Source organism: candidate division WOR-3 bacterium (genome assembly GCA_026418155.1).
In the GTDB taxonomy this organism is placed as follows: Bacteria; Hydrothermota; Tepidihabitantia; order Tepidihabitantales; family CAIPLT01; genus JAOABV01.
The window spans coordinates 38,489-62,807 of the sequence record JAOABV010000002.1; the positions used below are offsets into that span (position 1 = coordinate 38,489).

Consider the following 24,319-nt stretch of genomic DNA (forward strand, 5'->3'; position numbering starts at 1 on the left):
AAATATTAAAACTCAAATATCAAAAACATGGAGAACTCATAAACATATGCTTTCAACCATACTAATAATAAATCCTTAAATAAACTTATGCCTCAACAAAACTAAGTTTAATGTTCACAACTAATATTTCTCTATGAAAAATTAAAAAATATATTATCTTTAATTTATTCCGACCTTTCTGTCTTCATGTCACTGTGGCGATTATGTTATTTTTTCCAGAGTCCGTGAATATTACAGTATTCGCGTGCCGTGATGTTTTCTGCTTGGATATTAAACTCCGCTTCTGGTATATCACCTGGTTTTAAGAACTTTCGATAACTTTTTCCATCCGCAATGATTTGAATCCATTCAATATAGTGTTTCTCTTCCATGGGATGTGGTATGGAACCAATTTTGACTTTTACACCAGTTGCAGTCTTTTCAATTACTGGCACATGTTTTTCCATACCAACATCTGCGGTCTTTTCTTGCAGAAGTTCCATTGGCTCACCGCAACAGACCAAAGTGCCACCACCAGTATGTAGGACTTCGACAATATTACCACATATTTTACATTTATAAATTTGGTATAATGCTGTCATTTTTTATCCTTTCTCTATGATTTTGGTTATTATTCAATAAATTATTTTCTTTAGACCCGATGCGTTTTTCGGCACATATTAATCATTTATTATTTGGGCAACTTCTTATGGCAGAGCCACCAGTCAATACATTCAAATTCACCGGCTTTGGCTTTAGCCAATCTTTCTTGAGCAGTCTTAACATCTCTTGCTGGCGGAATAATTACATGGTCATTCATAATCTCATTATTCGGCCAGTTTGCGGGCATTGCGACACCGTATTTATCCGAAATCTGCATTGCTTCTACAGCCCGTAAGATTTCGTCCATATTTCTACCCAGTTCTTGGGGATAATATAAGATAATTCGAATTTTACCTTTATCGTCAACAACAAATACAGCACGAACCGTATTGGTTCCTTTGCCGGGATGAATTAGACCAAGCGTTTCGGCAACTTTACCCGTATCCGCAATAATCGGAAATTCAATCTCTACGCCCAATTTCTCTTTAATCCATTCCTCCCATTTAATATGAGAAAAGACTTGGTCAACACTCAAACCTATGAGTTCGCAGTTCAACGCCTTAAATTTATTATATCTTTTCTGAAATGCGACAAACTCAGTAGTGCATACTGGAGTAAAATCTGCCGGATGACTAAATAAAACAAACCATTTCCCAGCAAACGCTTTGGGTAATTCCATCTCACCGTGAGTTGTCTGCACTTTCATTTCTGGAAAATTATCGCCTAAAAGCGGCATATTTCTCTTTTCAATATTATTCATAATTTCTCCTTTCTTGGTACTTTATTATTTATCATTTAGTAATTAGACTCTTTAATTTACAATTAGATTCGGATTTACTTAATTTTTTATCCAAGGAAACTGCCTTACTCTATTGTTAGGCATAGAATCACAAACTCGATTAACTAATTAGCAAAAAATTTATTTTGTTTCAGTATACTTATTGTGATAAACAAATTTTTCTAAGGCATATCTTGGCGGACGCTCTTTCTCATCTTTAACTTGTTTTTCTGATAACACTGGTTTTATTACTGCTGAATGTTTACCGACCATAATTAGCGTTATCACATTCATCTCTTCGGGAATTCCAAGCACTTCTTTAACTTTTTTCGGGCTATAACCGGCAATTGGGTGTGCAACCAATCCAAGTTCAGTTGCTCTTAACATTAAAAAACCTACTGCCATTCCGCAACCAAAAAGATAATATTCTCGGTCGTGAATTATACAGTCAAATTCTTTTTTACTGAAAACCGCAATCATCATTGAAGCATCATATGCCCATTCATTGCCTTTAGATAACGTTGTCTTCATCTTTTCCAACATATCCTTATCATAAACAAAGACAAATCGCCAGGGTTGATTATTAAAACAGGATGGTGCCAATTGTGCTGACTTTGCTAAATCTTCAATCAGTTCTTGAGTAATTTCTACTGGGTCTAAAGACCGATATGCTCGACGCTTATCAATAGCATCTTTTACATCCATTCTGCCTCCTTAAAATTATATATTTCAAACCTGCTTCTCAGTTTTATTATGAACATAATAAATTTGTATATTATTTAATCACTGTTCTTAAATAAGTCTTTTATTTGTCTTACCAAAAGGTATACTTAAAAGTTTCCCCAAAATCAATCATAATTTTTATCTAACCCGCTAACAATCAAAAATTAACCACAAAAAACCGATTACAATAGGGTATAGTTCCCTGTGTGGTTTAAGAATTTTATAATTCTTTTGATTTTTATATCTATTAAAACTCCATCTTTCTCTTTTATTAGACTGCTTATTTTATCCTCATTTTTTATTCCTATGTCCCCGTCTGAAACATTTGCGATGTCGAAGTCTTTTAACCAACTTATCATTCTACCTTTCCGGAAGAAATTATCTATGTAATTATTCATATTATATACGACACTATCTATGAAGTCGCTCTCTTTAGACAAAATCTTTGTTTTTGTTTAATCCTTTTTAAGACTCGGTTTTGTTTGTTTCAGGATATGCTGAGGAATAGAGAGTCTTTTTGAAGATGAAGATTGGGTTGGTTTTGTCAAAGCAGATGGCAAAACAAAATTACCGGCTCGGTCAGTTTTGATTAGCAAAACATCTAAATAACCTGCACCATAAGAATCAGTCGCTCCTGTTATAATATAGCCACCATCTGGACTCTGTCGAACTGAATAACCAAAATCATCATCAGTTCCACCAATAATTTTCTCCCATTGCATTATGCCAGTTGAATTGGTCTTGATTAACCAGACATTCGCATCAGCAGAATTAGTGAAACCAGTAATAATATAGCCACCGTCACTGGTTTGCTGTACTGAATAACCATAATCCTCATCGGTCTTATTAAATGTCTTATCCCATTGCCGACTGCCGGACGAAGTCGTTTTTATTAACCAAAAATCGATATTCTCTAAATCGTAAGAATATGTATAACCAGTTATGATGTAACCGCCATCAGTGGTCTGTTGCACCGAATAACCATAATCTTCGTCTGCTTTATCAAAAGTTTTATTCCATTGCATATTGCCACTGACATCGGTCTTAATTAACCAGACATCGATATTATCATTATCCACGAAATAAGTCCAACCAACGATGATATATCCATTGTCAGCCGTTCGCTTTACTTCCATACCATAATCTTCTTCATTTTTATGAAAATTTTTGTTCCATTGCATATTGCCGGTTGAATTAGTCTTAATTAGCAAAACATCAGTTCCATTTGCGCCACCTGTTGTGATACTTCCGGTCAAAATATATCCACCATCTGGTGTCTGCTGAACTGACGCACCATAATCATCACTAGTTCCGCCGAAAGTTTTTCGCCATTGTTCATTACCTAAAGAATCGGTCTTGATAAGCCAAATATCAGCACCGCCAGCACCAAAAGATTCAGTTGTGCCTGTTATGATATAGCCTCGGTCTGCAGTCTGTTGCACCGAATAACCGTAATCGTCGCTAGTCCCGCCGAATATTCTATTCCATTGTTCAATACCCATTGAATCGGTCTTAATCAACCAAACATCAGAACTACCATATGTTGCAGTGGCACCAACAATAATATATCCACCATCAGATGTTGGTTGCACCGAAAATCCAATATCGTCATCATCCAACCCAAAAGTTCTGCTCCAAATTAGCACATTAGAAATATTAATTGTGTGAGGATTTGACCAATTTGTAATTGCACCTTTAATATCTTTGGCTCTGGCTCTAACTGAATAATTTCCTTCAGACGACCACCTATAAGACATAGTACAGATTGTGCCACTGCTAATAAAATTAGACCAATTTGAATATGTGCCATCTCCCCAATCAAATTGATAAGCAACACTATCATTATCTGAATCAATAGTTGAAGTGCTAAAATTACAAATTGTGCCAATTCTAGCGGATAAAGGGCCACTTGGCACTGAAGGAATATTGGGCAATGCGTTTGGGCGAATTGTAATCTGATGCCCGTTTGACCAAGACGAAACTTTTTCTTTTGTATCCTTTGCCCGAACTTTTATGGTATAAGATTTTGCCGATGCCCAGGAATTTGTCATAATTATTGAATCACCACTTGGTATAAAATCACTCCAATTTGAACTATCACCGTCATCCCAATAAAATTGATATGCAATATCATCACCATTGGGGTCAGTCGTTCTGGTAGAAAAACTATATTCTCCATACTGATACCCAATTGAAGGTCCAGAAGGTGTTGCGGGCGTATTTGGTGCTTTATTTCGTTTGCAAGAAATGATTAGAATTAATATACCTAATAGAATATTTAACCAATATCGTCTCATAGTTTTTCTCTTTACGCTTTATTTTTATATTAAATCAAGTTAAACCAAAAAATTCCTGCTGTCAAGTTCAAAAACATTGACGAGAACAATAAAAAGTCAATTCTTACTATTGAATATATTGGAATCACTGAATATTTTTCTTAATTTTCTCTATGGTTTTTTCCGATACAGATGCGTGCCTCAAGTGTTTGCTGGGGCATTTTTTCAGAGATTTCAAACATGAGTATATTGAAAAAATCAGTTCTTACTATCGAACATATTGAACTTGCTGAATATTTTTCTTGTTTTTTCTATGGTTTTTTCCGATACAGATGCATACCTCAAGTATTTTCTGGAACACTTTTCAGAGATCTCAAACATTAGTATACTGAAAGAAATCAATTCTTACTATTGAATATATTTCTTATTTTTCTACGATTTTTTCGGAACGAATGTGTGACGTAAGTTTTCCATAACACTTTTCCACAGCGCTCAAACCTTGGAGTCTCTAAAAATCCTGAATTTTATCTGTCATATTCAGTATCAGATACCTCTATTTTTTCGTATAAATACGGCCGGATTAAGAAAGAAATGGCCAGCGTCGGGTAATTGTATAATGTTCATTAGTTTTTTGATACTCAAAGAGACCACTTACTTTAATATCTTTTATAAGTGCTTTCACCTTGTCATAAAGTCCTCGGGGGTAGAAAAGATAAAAGACCGGAACTAAAGTGGCGAACTTTGCCCATTGCTGCGCTTCTTCTTCATTAATACTACTGAATGTTTCCACTTCACCAATCATTACGATTTTATTGTTCAAGGTGTTGATAATAACAATATCCGGATAATATTCATTACCTTCAGCATCAGTCACAACTTTATTGCGTAATGGATGATTGACAAATGTCATTAAATGTGGTTGGGCTGGATTAGGATAATTATATAAACTCCTTTTGATGAGATTGATTATTGTTTCGTGGACCACTTGTTCCGGTAATGGTCTATCTTCCATTTATACTCCCACAAAAAAATAATAATTATAATCAAGTTACTTAAATCAAATGAACCCGATTTCTACATAAATGTTATTTGCTTATCGCGGACCGTAAAATATCAAGTCACATTTAGTAAAAATGCATCTCAGTATTGAGTTTTTCCCGTAAAATTAAAATCTTTAATTAAAAGGGCTGGAGCCACAACTGAAGCATTTTCGCCTGTGAGAAAATTTTCTTTAGAGATGGCGATTACTTGTTTTAAGGTTTCATAGATATTTATCGTATAACGAAGATTTTTTATGCCATATTGGATTTTGCCATTTTCTACCCAGAATGTGCCGTCACGGGTTAAGCCGGTAATTAAAGTCTTATCTGGGTCTACTACTCTTGTATACCAGAATCTGGTAACTAAAATACCTTTATCCAACATCTTCAGCATATCACTCATTGATTTTGTCCCTGGTTTCACTACCAAATTTGCTGGAAACGGACCATAAGGATTAGGTTGCGGTAATGCATGGCCGGTATTGGTTTTTTTGAGTTTGTTAGCATAGAACGAATCAAAAACAACTCCTTTAGCAATACCTTTATCAATCAGTAACACTTTTTTTCGGTCAACCCCTTCAAAATCAAAAGGAAGCGCGAGTGATAGAGGATGTGCGGAATCATCAACTATAGTAATATTTTCGCCGGTAATTTGTTTTCCTAAGTTTTTAGAGATTATCGAGCGTTTTTCAGCAAACGCTTTAGCGCCAAACTCAAGCCAACCAAGAAACATAATAATCTCAGCAACTGCAAATGGTTCTAATAATACCGTATAGGTACCAGGTGAAATTTCTTTGGGATTTTTACTTAAGAGGGCTTTTTCCGATGCGATTTCGGCTAATTCTTTCCAATTAATATTATCAAATTTCTTATTTGCAGCAGCAGTAAATCCAGAACTATTTTCCGACATTGCGGTAACGGAAACATAAGTATCCATTCCTTGAGCATATTTATCAATTCCGAAATTATTTCTAATACCCAAACTATAAGTGCTAGTATGGATTACCCCAGCAACATCTAAATTATATCTTTTGCAGATCTTAACAATTTCTCTCACTGCCGATGCTCTTTGCTCAGGAGTAACAACCTCGATTACTTCTGTCTTATGCTCTTTAATTTTTGACTTTGTAGTCGGTTTAGGAAGACTAACAAAATCTTTATCTGGAGTTGAATGCATTGCTAATTCGGCTGCTTTGCAGATTGCCATTTTTACTCCTGTCGGTGTCAAGTTACGGGTAGAAAGCCCACCAATCCGTTTGCCTTCGGAAGAATCGATTATCACTCTGGTCCATAGATAAGGATTTTCCACTGTTATATTCTGATGGATTGTAGAATTAGCAAAACGTGTTGTTCCCCGCTGAATAGAGAAAATACCCACTTCACTCATATCTAAAGGTGTTAATGCCGCAGAAAGTAATTCTTTAGTTTTATTCTTATCAATCATTCGACACCTCACTATTCTACTATTATCTTAACACTCATTACTATCTTCTTATTATCTTAATATTTTTTTGAATATGTCCGATTTCATTGACATATCGTTTATTTACCTATTCTAATATTGCGGAAGCGTGCGGGTGAAGCTCCATGGCCTACGGTCATTGTTTGCATTGGGTCACCTTTTCCACAATTGGGCACACCCCAAACTTCCCAATAGTTCTCATTACAAATTGCGTCACAATTACGCCAGATTTCATAAGAGATGCCGGAATAAGAAGGACGTCTAACCATCTCGGTCTTTTTACCATTTTTAATTAGCCATCCAATTTCTGAAGAGATATGATAATTTAGTCGCATATCGTCGATACTGGGTGAACCGGCTGATTCAAGATAAATGCCATCTTCAGTATCTGCAATTAAATCTTCCAATGTCCAAGTTCCAGGTAGAAGATTGATATTAGTCATTCGGATAAGTGGAATCGATGCCCAAGAATCTGCCCGCATTGCGCCGTTGGACGACTGATTAATAACTGGCGCGGTTTCTCGTGATGTTAGATAACCATTAAAAATGCCGTCCTTTATCAGATAGGTTTTTTGGGCCGGCACACCTTCATCATCAAAACCAAAAGAACCAAGACCACCTTCAATTGTTGCATCAGCCGTTATATTTACAATTGGTGACCCCATCTGAAATTTATACAATTTATCAATAGTCAAATGGCTTTTACCGGCTAAACTTACTTCTGTGCCTAACACCCGGTCAAGTTCTGTAGGATGACCGATAGTTTCGTGTATTTGGATAGCAGTCATTGAACCGTCACAGATGACGGTTGTCGTTACATCTGGGCATTCTCGAGCAGTTGTTAAGGCAACAGATTCTTCTGCGACGCGTTGGGCATTTTCTAAAAACTTTTGTGATTCGATAAATTCGTAACCAGCAGTTTTATAATGGCCGTGCATTCCTGGATAAGAACGCTCACCGGTAATATTACCTTTAACAGCAGTTGCAGCAATAAAACCACCAGATTGATAAATCCACTGCTCAATATAAGAATCATCGCTTGCGGCAAAGATTTGAAATTTCTTGTTAAATGAGAGATAACTTTCAACTAAACTGACACCTTTGACTTTTCGCATTATTTCATCAACTTGTAAAAGTAACGACATTTTATCTTCTAATGAAACCGTAAATGGGTCTTTAATTATTGTAGTTTTATATTCTCCGATGATTTTTCCTTTCGAATCCAAAAACACATCTTTTGCCTTTAAGGTTGAAGATGCTTTAGCCACACGCACTGCTAAACTTGCAGTTTTAGCCACATCTTCTTTATTTAATTTAGCAGTTGCGGCAAATCCCCAGCATCCTTGAGCAATTACTCTAATACCAACACCAGCATCTTCATCTTTTTTTAATACTTCAACTCGTCCATTTTTTATCATCATTTCTTCTTCTTGTTTTCTAATCAAACGGACATCGACATAACTGGCACCTTTCATCTTAGCCGAATTGAGTGCTACCGCGACTAAATCCTTATCGATTCCAGTAACTTGTGCAGATTGCATAACACCTCCTAAATTATTAACCGCTTGTACTCATTATGATATAAGTACTTCGGTCAACTCTTTGATTAATTTTCTATTTTCCGCTGGTGTTCCGATACTGATGCGCAAAGCATTAGGAAAACCATACTCTTTAATCGTGCGGGTAATAACTCGGCGTTGTTGTAAGGCTTCGAAAATGTCTTTCGAATCAGTCGCAAAATTGGTAAAGATAAAATTAGCATAAGTTGGTAAATAAAAAATCTTCAGTTTACTCAGTTCCCGATACAAGTATTTTTTGCCTTGCTCATTGATTCGGCGGCTGCGCTTAATATGACTCCAATCATCCAAAGCCGCAATTGCGGCTACCTGTGCTAACCGATTAACATTAAACGGCGTGCGCACTTTCATCATACTATTAATAATTTCCGGTGACGCAATACCATATCCAATTCTTAATCCGGCTAAACCATAAATTTTAGAAAAAGTCCTTAAAATCAAAACATTTTTCCCTTCCTGAAGATATTTCAAAGAATTCGGATACTCTTTCTCGGTGATATAATCATAATAGGCTTCGTCGATAACCACTAAGACAAAATTCGGCACTTTATCCATAAACTCATCCAGTTCATTAGCCCATATGCAAGTTCCAAGGGGATTAATCGGGTTATCAAGATAGATGATTTTAGTCTGAGCCGTAATTTCCGACAGCATCCGATGCAAATCGTGACGATATTCTTTGAGTGGTATATCTTGAGTCATACTACCAACCACTTCTGCACCAATTTTTGCCATTAAGAAAGAACCCGCACTGCGCATTAATCGTTCATAAGGGTTTAAGAAAGTAAGACAAGCAAAATAAATCAATTCCACCGAACCATTACCTAAAATGATATTATCGATACTGACATTATGTTTTTCGGCTAACTTCTGTTTAAGATAATACCCATTATCATCCGGGTAGAGATATGTCTCGGAAAGATATTTTTTTATGGCATTAAGAGCTTTAGGCGATGTTCCCAAAGGATTTTCATTGGATGCCAGTTTAATAATCTTGCCCACCAAATTCAGTTCTCGGGCAACCTCTTCAATCGGTTTTCCTGGTTTATAGGTCTTTATTGCTGAAATATTAGGTCTTGGTAAAAAACTCATTCTTTTCCTCCTTAGGTCTTGTTTTCTTTAATTACTAAAATCTGTTTTTCGCTATCCGCAATCTGTTTTTTACTATTTTGCGAAAAATGGTCAGGGGTTAGCGGATGGCGAATTGCATCGGATTGTGTTTGTTCTGTGGATGCAACCACATAATGGGCTTGTCGCTTGATAAATAAAAACACAATACCGCCAATAAATGCAAAAATTAAATTAATTATCAAAAAGAGCGCACTTATTGCAGTGGCTTTTTCTTTGGCGATGCCCACAAAGGTATTAAACATATAAACAAAACTATTTTCTCTTATACCCAGTCCGCCGACAGATACCGGAATCATGGTTATTACCCCAATTGCCGGAATATATAAGAAATAATACAAGAGAGATTTATTGACTGAAATACCAAGCGCAATTAGCCACCACACCATAGCAATTGCAGATTGAACTAACAGTGAAAGCAGAAAACTCCATACAAGTTTATCTTTAATTTGGCGATAATCTTTTATTTCTTGATAAGCCCGTTCAAATCGTTCGCCTAATCGAAAAATTTTTAGGTGGAAAAATATTTGAGAAAAAATTCGGTGCACCCGGTCAGAAAACATTGCCAACATTACGACCATTAAAAACACTAAGCCGGCTATTTCTAAAAGCAAGTAGCGATTGCTACCCATCTTCGCTAAAAAAAGCACACCTGAGGCTAAAGAGGCAAAAAAGAAAATACCAATAAAACCGATAAATCGGTCAACAAATGCTGCGGCTAATGCCGGCGAAGTCCGATGTCGGCCGGTTTCTGAATCTCTTTGCGCAGTATAGGCAATTCGAATAACATCACCACCTATTGCCGTCGGTAAGATGTTATTAAAAAGCCAAGATGCCAAATAGACTTTTAAAAGATAACCAAAAGAGAATCTAATATTACGCGCATCCAATAGAATTTTCCATCGCCAATTACTGAGTAGTAAAAAGATAAAACAGAGAAAAATCGCCATCAGATAATAATAAATATTAACTTGTTTCATAATTGCATACGCATCTTTTAAATTGACTTTTTGAACCAGATAAAACATTAATGCAAGGGTAATGATTATTTGAAATATGGAAAATATACTTTTCTTCATTAGCAAAATTTGATTTATATTTTTTCGGAGCGATTTTTTTCAGAAAATTTTGAATTCTGAATTTCTTTTTCAATGCGCTCCAGACGCTCAGAAATGTGGGCAACCGCTTCACCAATGAAGCCAAATCCGAAAACTAATAATCCTGCTAAGATTAGTAAAATCACTAAATATAATAAAGGTCTAAAGCCATGCCCAAGAAATCTTAGAATTAATGCAATGACACCAACTAAGATTCCAAGCATCATTGTTACAAAACCAATTATGCCGAGATAAAGCATCGGCTTACGCATTATACGGATTTGAAAACCAACTGCTAATAAATCAAACAAACCGATAAAAATCCGAAACAGACTTTGATATTTAGGTTTACCGGCATATCGAGGATAGATTGGGACTTTTAGTTCTCGAATCTCATAACCCTTATCGTGGGCTAATGGCACAAGATAACGATGCCAATCTTTACGCAGAGAAACTACATCCCACAAAAGTTCCTTCCGAAACGCCTTCATTGCATTCAAATCATGGACTTTTAAGCCAAATATCTTTCGTGCCAGAAAATTATAAATATTGGAAACGCCTCTTTTTTCATATTTACCTTGCTTCCAGCCCACACACATATCTGCGCCATTTTCTAATTCCGCAACAAACTTGGGAATATCAGATGGAGAATATTGAAGGTCAGCATCAAATATAATCAAATATTGCCCTTTAGAGGCGTAAGCACCTGTCAGTATTGCTTCTGTCTTACCCAAATTCCGCTTATGCTGCTTGACTCTTAAAAACTTATAAGTTGATGCCAGTTCTACCGCTTTCTTATATGTGCCATCCCTACTTCCGTCATCAACCAATATAACCTCATAATCAGATGTCACAACTTGCGATAATCTCTCAATAAGCGGAACAATATTTTCCTCTTCATTGAAAGCAGGAACAATTATTGAATACTTGACCACGCTTAATTATACAAAAATTGACGAAGATGTCAAGATAAATCATTGAATTTTTTACATTACATACTATATGTGGTGTTTTTAATATTATGATACTATATATAGAAGATTAAATCTAATCAAAGTCGGTTTACTATATCAAGGTTTGATGATTTTTAGGGATAATAAGGTAAATCCTTTTAATTATTATATAGAACTTTATCCAAATATTATTTAGTTATCCGAATATTATTTAGTTATAAAAGAATTATTAACACAGAATTCTACTAAAGCATCTTTCATTGCAAGACGCGATATTTCCGGATTTTCATTAGACTCTATGTCGAGTTTCTGAATGTTCAGCAAAGTAGAAGGGCTAGGGTGGGGCTAGCCCAAGCCAGACTATTTCCCAGCTCATCGCATATAGTATTTTACCCTATAAGCGGAATATGAGGTTGCCTACCAGTTAGCCTAAATCGTGTAGCAAAATCTCTTGAAGTTTGTATTTCAATCTGTAAAAAACAGATATTCTTTTAATACTTTCCCAAATGTTTGCTTACTTATTTATAAGACCGCCTTTGAAATAACTTAAAACGTAATCTGACAGAAAATCTAATATCAGTTCAGATAGCAATCTTATTAGAACACTTTGCTTTACAATGGATTATAAGTTAGATAAGGAACTTTTCAAGTAGAGACTTTGAACATTTAAGCAGGTCGGACCTGATAGGGTTGGAGTTAGACTTTAGTTAAACCATCTGGCTTGAGGAAAAAACCGTTATTATTACCAATTCCACTCCCTTGATAATAGAGGTTAGGTGAAAGTGATTATGAACATTTACTACTGCTTTTGTTCACTTCTATCCAGAAAAGGAAATTATGTACTTAATCTTAACCTTTTGAACAATTTACCGTTTGTTTGCATTTGCGATTCGTCACTGTTATTAAGCAAGTCTGGCATAGTATCAGCTTTTAACATTAAACTTTTGAACATTTAACATTAGGTGACATTGAAATCAAGTAGGTCCGGCTTAGTAATTACCACATTCTATTTTTGCTCCTTAATTTTTAGTTCTTAATTTATTTTATTACCACTAATCTTTCAATTATTCTTTTCTCTTCAGTTTGGAGCGTATAGAAAATATACGCCTGAAGATAGTTCTTTGGTATTCAAATTTAGATTGTGAGTGCCGGTTTTCTTTTCTTCTTTACATAAAACTTTGATTAACTTTCCTGCATTATCATAGAGTATCGAAATTATTTTTGGTCAGCTATTAATTCAATGAACAATGTGGTTTGTATCTTGCAAGGATTAGGGAAAATAAATAGTTCCAGTGCCGGCGAAACCGGTTTAGGCTTTTTGGGTTCTTTTATTTCTATGGCAGAAGCAATTGGTTGAAGTCACATATACATCACATCATAGACTTGTGGATTAAAACTCATTTCACGCGAGCAGACCAAATCAACACCATTTCGTGTTACAGGATGAGATAATTGGGGAATGCCTGACAAATTCGGGTCGTTAGTTAAATTCATAACAGGAGACCACTATACGCTGTTGAATGTCCAATTGAAAATATCGTCCAATTTATCCAGTTAATCTTTCCTACTAAACAACATAAACATTGTCTGAAGAGTAACAAACCACATTGGGACGGATTGAAAGAGTGTTCGAGTTTCTGATGTATTAATGGGATAACTTCTCCCATTTGTGTCGGTATAACAAAGATAATATATCTCACTGTGAGATATCTCCTGAGACCATTAGATAATACACAATGTATACGATTTTGGGTGTCAACAGTCAGAACGACATCACCTTCTTCTTCAATTTGCCAACCTAAATGATATTGGAGTGAACATATAAGGTTATCGTACTCTTATGTTGTATAGGCGTAAATTCCGATTAAAATCGCCTCTCGGGAGTAAGTAATTAATGAAGAAGTTTTTAATATTAGACTAATAAGACAAACCGCTGCTAACCTCTTTATGAGTATATTAGTCATTTGAGTAGATTAACAATGAGCGCTAATATTTACAGAAATGATATTTGTTATGATAAGAATGAGATAAGAAAAGACTCTGACTCTACTGGAAACTTTCATATTTTAAGTTTAATAACCAATTATATTTCTTATATTTCTATCTATAGTTAGGCTTAGGAGACCCCTATTGATATTGTCCACACTAAAAAAATCATAATGAATATTATTATCAAAGATTGCTGGGATTTTTGATTTAATGTCGGAAGTGCCTGGTGCCGGTAAAGAGCAAAGTAATATTATGCTCATTTGCGGCTTCAATTACCTCTTTATCGTTAATCGACCCGCCGGGTTCAATAATTGCTTTTATCTTATTATGTCCAGCAAGGTCAATTGAATCGCGGAAAGGAAAGAATCCGTCTGAAGCCATTACTGCGCCAGTTAATTTTCCTTGTGCTTTTTTAATCGCAATTTCTACGGCATCAATTCTTGAAGTTTGTCCTGCGCCGATACCAATTGTTGCTTTATCTTTTGCCAAAACAATTGCATTGGATTTAACAAACTTAACCACCTTCCAGGCAAATTCTAAATCGGCAATTTCTTGTGGAGCCGGTTGCCGTTGCGAGACAACCTGCCAGTTCTTTACATCTTCTTTTATTATATCCTTTTCTTGCAAAAGTATTCCACCAAGACAGTTGCGAATTAACATCGGAGACATTTCGCCCGAATATTCCACAACTCGTAAATTCTTTTTAGTTTTTAGCATTGTTAATGCTTGATTAGTAAATGACGGCGCAGTGATAACCTCTAAAAATATCTTTGTCATCTCTTTTGCCGTATCTCCATCAACTTCACAATTAAAGCCGACAATGCCACCAAATGCTGATTTATTGTCTGACTCTAATGCCTTTAGATAGGCATCTTGAGGATTATCTCGGGTTGCAACACCACAAGGACTATTATGTTTTACAATCGCACAGGTTATTTTAGGAAAATCTTGCACAATAGATATTACTGCATCTAAATCTAACAGATTATTATAGGAAAGTTCCTTACCTTGTATTTGCTTTATCTGAAAATTAGAAAATGGGTCTTGATAGTAAAATGCTTTTTGATGAGGATTTTCACCATAGCGTAATGGTAAAGATTTAATATAAGTTTTAGTATAATACTCAGCAAAGTTTACTGATTGCAATTGATGGTAAAAATATTCTTGAATTAGACTATCATAATGGGCAACAATTTCAAATGTTTTAAGCGCTAATAATTGTCTCGTTTCAAAGGAAATACAGTTTTTCTCTTTGAGTTCATTTATAATCATCGGATAAAATTTTTTATCAGGAATAACTGTAACATATTCAAAATTTTTTGCTCCGGCTCGGAGTAAAGTCACCCCGCCAATGTCTATCATCTCAATCATCTGATTAAGCGCAAGATTTTTCTTGAGTGATTCTTCAAAGGGATAGAGATTACAGACCACAATATCTATTGGTTCAATCCCGGTCGTATCAACATCTTTATCTTTACGATAAGAAAGGATTCCACCGGCAATTTTCGGATGTAGTGTTTTTACCCGTCCTTCTAAAATTTCTGGTGAACCAGTGTAATCCGATACTTCTATTACTTTAATCTTTGCTTGCTTTAATAGTTCTGCAGTTTTGCCTGTTGCGAGTATCTCAATATTAAGTTCGAGCAAGACCTGTGCCAAATCAACAATACCTTCTTTATCCCAAACACTAATAATCGCTCTTTGTAATTTCATTTAGACAAAATTTACTACAAAACCATAGAGCACGCAGAGAAACAATTTGGAGAAATTTCTGCACCTCCGCTCTATGGATAGCAATCTTCCTTTTTTAATAGATAGCGGAAAGCGGTTAGTGAATAGTATATTAGGCACCAAATTTTTTCAATTTGAGACTATGGGCTAATAATAATTGCATTACTTTAGTTTGAGGAAAGATACCAAGACTACCTTTAGCACAATTTTTTTCTGAAAACTTTTCCCAATTATCTTTTCGACAATATTCTGAGTAAAGTAAAAACGGATTGGGATGCCAAGAATGACCTTTAAGCACGGCTGGTGTTGAATGGTCTGAGGTTATAGTGATGACATCAAAATTGAGTTTAAGAATTGCTGGCAGAAGTGTATCAAATTTTTCAATCAATTTAACCTTACCGTGAAAGTCGCCGTCTTCGCCTTTCATATCTACTTCCTTAAAATGGAGATAAAAGAAATCATATTCGTTAAAATTTTTCGTTAAAGTTTCAATCTCTGCTTCCCAAGTTTCACCTGCGTCTAATACTTTCATACCCACTAAACTGGCAATGCCTTTATACATTGGATAAGTTGCGATTGCTGCTGGTTTTATAGGATAGCGACTGCTCATTGGCTCAAGAGATGGATTTTGAGCAAACCCCCGCAATAAGATATAATTAGCTTTCGGTTCATCTTTTAACAAATTGGCTAATTGGTCGACAAAAAGATTCACAATTCTTTCACTTTTACTTGCTTGAGGAGATGTGGCAGAAATTTTTATTGGTGGTCTGCCTTCCTTCTGTGGGTCAGATTCAGTTAAATCAGAACTTAAATCTTTGCCACGAAATACTACGACTAAACGATGTTCTTTGCCGGGACGAATAATGATTTCCACATCTTCAATCTTTTTAATCTTTTCTGACAGTTTATTGCAAATTCTTTGGTTTTCTTCAGTAGAAATTCTACCCGCACGCCGGTCAACAATAATTCCATTTTGGATTGTTGCAAAATTTGCTCGCACGCATACATCGTCAGGTCCAACTTCTAAACCCACGCCCAGTGCTTCTAAAATACCTCGGCCAATTTGATGTTTAACCGGGTCGTAACCGAACAGAGCCAAATGAGCCGGCCCACTACCAGGAGTAATACCATCATCCACAGGAACTGTCAATCCCAAACTACTGTCTTTAGCCAAATTATCAAGATTTGGCGTCTTAGCCGTTTCCAGTTCAGTTTTATCTTGCAGGGGAAGACCACCCAATCCATCAATAACAATCAATAGAATTTTCTTTTGGTTTGGTGATAAAAGTGCCTTCAATAATTGCATATTAGATTATCTTCTTATATTAAGTGAAATTAAGACCAACTTAAAACTGCGTAATGAAACGAATGTCATTTTCATAAAATAATCTCATATCGTCAATACGATACTTTATCATCGTGATTCTTTCCACCCCCATACCGAAAGCATAACCGGAATATTTCAATGAGTCGTAACCGACTGCGGAAAACACTTGCGGATGCACCATACCGGCACCGAGAATCTCTAGCCAACCGGTATTTTTACAGGTTTTACACCCTTGACCATCACATATTACACAAGAGATAGCAACCTCAGCGCTCGGTTCAGTAAATGGGAAATACGAAGGAGTAAATCTGACTTTAACTCCTAAACCAAACATTTTTTGACAGAATTTTTCTAAAGTTCCTTTTAATTCTGCCATACTAACATTTTCATCCACATACAGCCCTTCGACCTGATGAAAGACCGGAGAATGAGAAGCATCAAAATCATCTGGTCGAAAAACTCTACCGGGGGCAATAATTCTTATTGGTGGTTGACTTTTCTCCATAACTCGAATCTGAACCGGCGAAGTGTGACTTCTTAAAAGATAATTCTCAATCAAATAGAAACAGGCAATCTGGTCTCTTGCGGGATGTTCTTCCGGAAAATTTAAGGCAGTATAATTATACCATTCGGTTTCTATTTCTGGACCAAGTTTTTCTTCAAATCCCATTCCGATAAAAATCTGAACAATTTCTTCCATTACTTTGGTAATCGGATGTTTATAGCCTAAGAATGATTTTTTACCTGGTAAAGTTAAATCAATGCGTTTCTGAGATTTTTTGATTTCCTCTTGAATGTGCAGTTCTGTCTTTTTATTATCAATTAATTGGATTAATTCTTGTTTGATACGATTAGCCAATTCTCCTTGGATACGGCGTTCTTGAATCGGTAACTGACCAAGTTCTCGCAAGAATAGGGTAATTATGCCTTTGCGGCCTAAGTATTTTATGCGGAGTTGCTCTAACTCATCAAGTGTCTTGATGGTTTGGAGAATTTCTTCGGCTTCTTGTTTAACTTTTACTAAATCCATACAAAACTTTTGCGCTCTGAGTCACATTTATCTACTCAGCACTTTTGCCATAAAACCCGATTTCAAGTTTTAGGAAGACTTTTCGCTTTCCAAGCGTGATTTCACTAAAGTCACAATTTGGTCAAAATCTTTTGGGCTACGGACGGCTAACTCGGAGAGTGTTTTGCGATTCATTTCGATTCCGGCTAATTTTAAGCCGTTGATGAACTTACTGTAACTCAGATTATGTGGTTTCAGTGCGGCATTAATGCGAACAATCCAAAGCGAACGGAAAGTTCTCTTTTTGCGTTTACGCTCCCGATAGGCTGATTGCAAGGCTTTCATTACTTGCAAACGTGCGGTTTTATAAAGTTTTGACTTTGCGCCCCAATAGCCCTTAGCCCGTTTGAGCCATTTTTTCCTGCGCTTGCGAGTTGCTGGACCAGTTGTTACTCTTGGCATAATTTTACTCCCTGGTCGTATTGACTTTGGTCGTTACGACCTTGTTAAAAATATTTATTAATTTTGAATTCTTGTTGAATTTCGTACTATTTCCACAGAAATCGAATTTAATTTTAGGCATAAGGAAGTAGTCGTTTCATTTTCTTTTCGTAGGATTTATCAACTATCGATGCGTGGGAAAGCATTCGTTTTCTTTTTCTTGATTTTGAACTTAATAAATGGCTTTTGCCGGCTTTGCGTCGACTTATTTTGCCTTGAGCAGTAATTTTCACTCTTTTTTTCAATGAACTTAAAGTTTTTAATTTCATTTTTTTCTCCTAATCAAGATTCTAAATTTATAAGATTTATAGAGTGTTCTCTTATTTTCATTTTGGTATCAGCATTACTTGAATAATTTGTCGTCCTTCACCTGATACTTTTGGCGCACCTTCAGTTGTAGCACAATCTTTCAAATCATCAATTAACCGTTGAATCACATTCATTGCTAAATTCTTGTGTAGCACTTCTCGACCGCGTAAAGGTAGTAAGACCCGTACTCGGTTTCGTTCGGCAAGAAATTCTTTGATTTTTTTCAATTTGACTTGATAATCATTTTCATTAATTTTCATTGAAAATCTCATTTCGCGGACAGTAGCCGTATGTTGTTTTTTCTTGACTGCTTTTGCTTTGGTTTTTAATTCATACAAGTATTTTCCCAAATCCATTATCCCACAAACTGGCGGTTCGGCATTAGGTGATAGTTCAACTAAATCTAATCCTTGGGCTCGAGCCAGGCGTAAAGCTTCCTGTAGGGGTAATATGCCTATCATCTTTTTGTCAGCCCCAATTACGCGAACAAAATGGGCGCGGATTTTTTCATTGGCTCTTGGTATATTTTCTCTAATAATTCACCTCACTATGATAAATTGCAAATGGCTAATAGCGTATCGCTAATAGCTAATTTATCTGTATCAAACCTGCTTTTATCTGATGGTAAACCTTTCTGGAGCAAATGATATAATGATAATAATAGATTGCTAATGGCTAATATCATCTTTTCATTTGCACATCTTGTTTAATTTGTTGAATAATATTCTCCAAATTACTGCTACCTAAATCGCCTTGATGTCTTTTTCTTAAGGAGACCGTATTATTTTCAACTTCCCGTTTACCGATAATTAGGATATACGGTATTTTTTCGCGTTCCGCTTCACCAATTTTATAACTTATTTTTTCATTTTGATAATTACTAATAACTCTAATATTATGTTCTTTCAGTTGCCGAACAACTTCTTGAGCATAATCAATCTCTTTTTCCGTAATGGTCAGAACAGAAACTTGGTAAGGACTAAGCCATACTGGTAATGCACCGGCATAATGTTCAATTAAAATTCCTAAAAAGCGTTCTAATGCACCTAAAATTGCCCGATGAATCATAAAAGGTGTGTGATGACGACCATCTGCGCCCATAAAATATATATTAAATCTCGATGGCAGATTAAAATCGAATTGGATGGTGGGACATTGCCATTCCCGACCCAAACTGTCCAGTAATTTTATATCAATTTTAGGTGCATAGAAAGTTGCTTCGCCTTCCTTTTTAGTGTAACCAAGACCAGATTTATTCAAGGCTTTTATCAAAGCCTGCTCTGCCATTCGCCATTGTTCATCAGTGCCAACATATTTTTCAATATGCTTGGGGTCACGTAAAGATAAATCAATATGAAAATCCTTAAATCCAAAATCTCCCATAATTTTTAAGGCGAGTTGTAGAGTTGAATAAATCTCATCTTCAATCTGTTCTGGTGTGCAAAAAATATGGGCATCATCTTGCGTAAAACCTCTTACTCGTAAAGCACCATGCATTACACCCGAGCGTTCATTGCGATAAACTGTCCCCAATTCAGCATAACGAATCGGTAAATCACGATAACTGCGAACCTGGGACTGATAAATCAAAATATGACCTGGGCAGTTCATTGGTTTTAAGGCGTATTCTTCTTTTTCCACCATAAGCGTAAACATATTTTCCTTGTAATAAGAAAAATGTCCTGATTTCTCCCAAAGATGTCCCCGAGCAATATGTGGCGTATAGATTATTTGATAACCGGATTTCTGATGTAAGTCAATCCAATATTCTTCAATAATTCTGCGGAGCATACCGCCTTTGGGTTGCCATAACATCAAACCCGGACCGAGTTCCTCCGAAAATAAGAAATAACCCAATTGAGGACCTAATTTTCGATGGTCTCGTAGTTTTGCATCTTCCAATTTTTTCAAATAGACATCAAGTTCTTCTTGAGTAGGAAACGAAATGCCATAAATCCGTTGAAGCATTGGGTTATGTTCATCGCCTTTCCAATAAGCACCAGCAACTGATAACAACTTAAATGCTTGAATAAATCTTGTATTCGGAAGATGAGGACCTAAGCATAAATCTCGAAAACCATTCTGGTCATAAACTGAAATCTGCTCATCGGTAATCTCACTGATGATTTCAAGTTTATAAGGTTCCTTATGTTCTTGGAAATATTCTATCGCTTCTTGTCGCGAGAGAAAGTTGTGTTTTATAACAAGATGCTTCTCAACCAGTTCACGCATCTTATGTTCAATCTTTAATAAATCTTCATCCGTAAAAGTAAACTGGGCGTCAAAATCATAATAGAAACCCTGTTCAATTGCCGGACCTATCGCTAATTTTACATCTGGATATAACAACTTAACTGCATGAGCCAGAAGATGCGCAGAAGAATGCCAGAAAATTTCTTTACCTTCGGGAGAATCAAAATAGATTGGACTAACTTCGCAATCCGCTTCAAGTTTATAGGATAAATCAACAATTTTACCGTCAACTTTTGCGGCCAATGCTTTCGGATCCGCCAGTATGTCCGCAACCGTCTTTTCCGTATTTAAGGATAATATTTTATTGCCAATTTTCGCTTTAATCATATTTCATATCACGAATTAAGGCGCTTAAGTCTAAAAATAAAAGAAAATTTGCCACGATTTCTTGCTTTCTTAAAAACATTTATATAATGAACATCATAATAATAATAATTTCTTAAAATGTCAACAGCAAATTTTAGCAGTAATATAAAACTTCCACAAACTCCATCTGTTTTGCTCTCGGTTGTTTTTAATAAAGAGATATCGAAAGATTCTCCGCATCTTTGTGTTTCACAAGCAAGTTTTCAACTGGAGCGTTTCTTTGGTCGGTTAACTAATTAATTGTTAACTAATTAATTTTTGATATAAATTTAAATACTCTTTAGCCGATTTTGTCCAGGAAAAATCCTCTTGCATTCCTTGTCGAACTATCTTATACCATTTTCTTTTATTTCGAAACAAAGTCAGTGCCTGATTGATTTTATCTAAGAATGCTTTGATATTATATTCACTGAACAAAAAACCGTTGCCATTTTCTGGATTTTCGCTAATATCTCTAATTGTATCTTTTAAGCCACCGGTTTTGAAAGCAATCGGAATTGCACCATATCGTAGCGCAATCATTTGGGTTAATCCGCACGGCTCGTATTGAGACGGAATCAAGAAGAAATCAGACCCAGCATAAATTCTATGTGCCAACTGTTCATCAAATGCTAAAATGACACTTAAATGGTCCGGAAACTTGGTTTTGAGTTCTAAAAGGTTTTTCTCGTATTGTTTATCACCTTTACCTAAGATTATAATATTGACACCAAGATTAATCATTGGTTCAATTGTGGAAATAATTAAATCAATTCCTTTCTGTTGGGCCAAACGAGTAATGACTCCAGCTAACGGAGCAGAAGGATTTTTTAAGTTTAGTTCTGTATATAATTTTTGCTTTATTTCCGTCTTGCGCGTCAGATTGGTTATATCGAAATTAGGGTTAATCATCTTATCCGAACGCGGGTCCCAGACCTCGTAATCAATACCATTAAGAATACCAAGCAATTTATCGCGACGTTCTCGTAATACACCATCGAGACCGAATCCTTTTTCCGGTTTTTGAATTTCTTCTCCATATGTCGGACTAACCGTAGTGATGAAGTCAGAATATACAATACCTGCTTTGAGAAAATTAACTTTGCCATAATATTCGATACCTTGGGGTGAAAACACATCATCAGGAACATCCAACAATGTAAAAACCTCGGCAGAGAAAATCCCTTGATAACCAAGATTATGAATCGTAAAAACTGATTTTGTTGATGGAAACTGCTGAGCGTGAACTGTTCTTTTAAGCAATAAAGGAATTAAACTTGATTGCCAGTCATGACAGTGAACTATATCTGGTTTTATTTGTAAACTATGAAGCGCAACTAATACCGATTTGGAAAAAAGAATAAAGCGCTGTGCATTATCTGGATAATCTCCTTTTTCATCGCCATAAAGGAATGGCCGGTCAAAAAAATCGTCACAGCCGATAAAAATAAATTTGAGTTGATTGTTTGCCTCTTTATCGGCATCAGATTTAGTATAAAGATGTATCTGTTTATTTTCATTACCAAGATTAACCGACAGAACCTGTCCAATTTTTTGCATCTCATAATTTCTAACCATCTGATAATATGGCGAAAAGACAATTATCTGAAGATTGTTTTGAATTTGACAAAGAACCTTAGGTAAAGCACCAATGACATCAGCCAAACCGCCGGTCTTAGAAAATGGCGCCACTTCTGAAGCAACAAAAGATATAATCATCTTCTATTTCCATAAATATCACTTAAACATAGTAATTATTTATACAGCCTCAAAAGATACCTCAACTTTTTCGGTATCAAAAGATAACTCATCTTTTAACTTTTTATCTGTGTCAGATTATTGTTTAAACTTAACACCTTGATACAAATAAATTATATTATGTTGTCATATAAGATTTTCTCATCTTTTTCCGTATTAAGATATTGTCATATTTTAACTTTTTATTTGTTTTACAACACTGTTTAAATCTAACACTCTGATACAAATAAATTAGACATAGCGGTCCTTATAAGATATCTTAATGTATCAAAAGACAATTTATATTTAACTTTTTATCCGTATCAGGCACTGCTTAAACTTAACAATTAGTTTTAGATTCACATTCTTTTAAGTATCGCGCGGCATCTTCGGGTGGTGTCGTATTAATGTAAAATCCACTGCCAACTTCAAACCCAGCAATTTTAGTAAGTTTGGGAATAAATTCAATGTGAAAATGATAATGTTCCAGGCAAGGCGAATCCAATGGTGCGGTATGGATAAAGAAATTATAGTCAGGTGAAGATAAAACTTTATTAATTCTCGTTACCAGGTCTTTGAGAACGATGCTCAAGTCATAGACTTCATTATCATTTAAATCAAAGAATGATGTAAAATGGCGTTTGGAAATAATCCAGGTTTCAAAGGGAAATCGCGCCGCAAAAGGTTCAAATGAGATAAAATCATTAGTTTCTCTCACAACCCGTTTGTCATCTTCTAATTCTTGTTTAATAATATCACAAAAAATACACCGTTCCTTAAAATCAAAATATTGACGTGCACCATCGATTTCTTCTTTGACATGTTTCGGAATAATCGGCATCGCGATTAATTGAGAATGAGGATGGCTCAAAGAAGCCCCGGCTGAGGCACCGTGATTTTTGAAAATCATAATATAACGAAATCGTTTATCATTGGCTAAATCGATTACTCGGGCTTTATATGCAAAGATAAAATCAGCAATTGCCTTATCATCAAAATTATCCAAACTCAATGAATGTTCTGGAGTTTCAATGATTACTTCATGAGCACCAACTCCTGCCATTCGGTCATAGATTCCTTCGCCTTGTCGTTTTAACGGGTTCTGGATAATAAGTGCGGGAAATTTATTAGGAATCACTCTAACTCTCCAGCCAGGGGCATTGGCTGAGGTTCCACTTTCTCGTATGGCAAATATTTCTGGTGGCGTCTTATCTTCATTTCCCGGACAGAAAGGACATATGCTATTTTCTTTGATCGGCTCGCGATTAGGCTGATAATCCGAAGGCCGAGCAGCACGTTCTGAAGCAATTATAATCCATCGACCAACTACCGGGTCTTTTCTTAATTCGGGCATAAGATATTATGAAACCTCTGAATAAATCTTTTTAAGCATGAAAGCACAAACTCCTCTACTAATGGGTAATAAATTCCTAATAGTAAAATGTGCTTTCGCTTCTTTGTGATTTTTTAGTATTCTCTTAAATTTCATCAAAAGAAAGATT

At 35.7% G+C, this 24,319-nt stretch carries 20 protein-coding genes; all 20 read right to left on the bottom strand.

Features of this window, described 5'->3' with window-relative positions:
- Positions 1-206: 206 nt before the first annotated feature.
- The gene (locus tag N2201_00465; protein ID MCX7784696.1) at positions 207-581 is read right to left on the bottom strand and encodes a desulfoferrodoxin; all 375 of its coding nucleotides are present in this window, start codon (positions 579-581) and stop codon (positions 207-209) included.
- 89 nt (positions 582-670) lie between these two features.
- Positions 671-1,342, bottom strand: coding sequence for a peroxiredoxin (locus tag N2201_00470; GenBank protein MCX7784697.1), 672 nt, complete (start codon positions 1,340-1,342; stop codon positions 671-673).
- A 159-nt stretch (positions 1,343-1,501) separates the two neighbouring features.
- Entirely contained in the window at positions 1,502-2,065 is a 564-nt protein-coding gene (locus N2201_00475) for a nitroreductase family protein (protein MCX7784698.1), read from the bottom strand.
- A gap of 473 nt (positions 2,066-2,538) precedes the next feature.
- Positions 2,539-4,380 carry a PKD domain-containing protein gene (locus tag N2201_00480; GenBank protein ID MCX7784699.1) on the bottom strand — a complete coding sequence of 614 codons (1,842 nt, stop codon included), beginning with the start codon at positions 4,378-4,380 and terminating at the stop codon, positions 2,539-2,541.
- A gap of 559 nt (positions 4,381-4,939) precedes the next feature.
- Entirely contained in the window at positions 4,940-5,371 is a 432-nt protein-coding gene (locus tag N2201_00485) for a hypothetical protein (GenBank protein MCX7784700.1), read from the bottom strand.
- Between the two features lie 128 nt (positions 5,372-5,499).
- A complete protein-coding gene (locus N2201_00490) occupies positions 5,500-6,843 on the bottom strand; it encodes a TldD/PmbA family protein (GenBank protein ID MCX7784701.1) in 1,344 nt (447 codons plus the stop codon).
- Positions 6,844-6,941: 98 nt separating this feature from the next.
- The gene (locus tag N2201_00495) at positions 6,942-8,402 is read right to left on the bottom strand and encodes a TldD/PmbA family protein (GenBank protein ID MCX7784702.1); all 1,461 of its coding nucleotides are present in this window, start codon (positions 8,400-8,402) and stop codon (positions 6,942-6,944) included.
- A gap of 33 nt (positions 8,403-8,435) precedes the next feature.
- Positions 8,436-9,530, bottom strand: a complete 1,095-nt coding sequence (hisC, locus tag N2201_00500; GenBank protein ID MCX7784703.1) for a histidinol-phosphate transaminase — start codon at positions 9,528-9,530, stop codon at positions 8,436-8,438.
- Between the two features lie 11 nt (positions 9,531-9,541).
- A complete protein-coding gene (locus N2201_00505; GenBank protein MCX7784704.1) occupies positions 9,542-10,645 on the bottom strand; it encodes a flippase-like domain-containing protein in 1,104 nt (367 codons plus the stop codon).
- Between the two features lie 14 nt (positions 10,646-10,659).
- On the bottom strand, positions 10,660-11,598 hold the full coding sequence (locus N2201_00510; protein MCX7784705.1) for a glycosyltransferase family 2 protein: 939 nt from the start codon (positions 11,596-11,598) through the stop codon (positions 10,660-10,662).
- Between the two features lie 1,377 nt (positions 11,599-12,975).
- On the bottom strand, positions 12,976-13,110 hold the full coding sequence (locus N2201_00515; protein MCX7784706.1) for a hypothetical protein: 135 nt from the start codon (positions 13,108-13,110) through the stop codon (positions 12,976-12,978).
- 702 nt (positions 13,111-13,812) lie between these two features.
- Positions 13,813-15,318 (bottom strand): bifunctional phosphoribosylaminoimidazolecarboxamide formyltransferase/IMP cyclohydrolase, encoded by a 1,506-nt coding sequence (gene purH / locus N2201_00520; GenBank protein MCX7784707.1) that lies wholly within the window; start codon positions 15,316-15,318, stop codon positions 13,813-13,815.
- A 130-nt stretch (positions 15,319-15,448) separates the two neighbouring features.
- Entirely contained in the window at positions 15,449-16,642 is a 1,194-nt protein-coding gene (locus tag N2201_00525; GenBank protein MCX7784708.1) for a 2,3-bisphosphoglycerate-independent phosphoglycerate mutase, read from the bottom strand.
- 40 nt (positions 16,643-16,682) lie between these two features.
- Positions 16,683-17,693, bottom strand: a complete 1,011-nt coding sequence (pheS, locus tag N2201_00530) for a phenylalanine--tRNA ligase subunit alpha (protein MCX7784709.1) — start codon at positions 17,691-17,693, stop codon at positions 16,683-16,685.
- Positions 17,694-17,762: 69 nt separating this feature from the next.
- Positions 17,763-18,134 (bottom strand): 50S ribosomal protein L20, encoded by a 372-nt coding sequence (gene rplT, locus N2201_00535; GenBank protein MCX7784710.1) that lies wholly within the window; start codon positions 18,132-18,134, stop codon positions 17,763-17,765.
- Positions 18,135-18,247: 113 nt separating this feature from the next.
- A complete protein-coding gene (rpmI, locus tag N2201_00540; GenBank protein MCX7784711.1) occupies positions 18,248-18,442 on the bottom strand; it encodes a 50S ribosomal protein L35 in 195 nt (64 codons plus the stop codon).
- Between the two features lie 57 nt (positions 18,443-18,499).
- A complete protein-coding gene (infC, locus tag N2201_00545; protein MCX7784712.1) occupies positions 18,500-19,006 on the bottom strand; it encodes a translation initiation factor IF-3 in 507 nt (168 codons plus the stop codon).
- Between the two features lie 157 nt (positions 19,007-19,163).
- Positions 19,164-21,062, bottom strand: coding sequence for a threonine--tRNA ligase (gene thrS / locus N2201_00550; protein ID MCX7784713.1), 1,899 nt, complete (start codon positions 21,060-21,062; stop codon positions 19,164-19,166).
- Between the two features lie 282 nt (positions 21,063-21,344).
- Complete coding sequence (gene glgA, locus N2201_00555; protein ID MCX7784714.1) at positions 21,345-22,799, bottom strand: glycogen synthase GlgA; 1,455 nt, start codon at positions 22,797-22,799, stop codon at positions 21,345-21,347.
- Positions 22,800-23,157: 358 nt separating this feature from the next.
- Positions 23,158-24,171 (bottom strand): galactose-1-phosphate uridylyltransferase, encoded by a 1,014-nt coding sequence (galT, locus tag N2201_00560; protein MCX7784715.1) that lies wholly within the window; start codon positions 24,169-24,171, stop codon positions 23,158-23,160.
- Between the last annotated feature and the right edge of the window lie 148 nt (positions 24,172-24,319).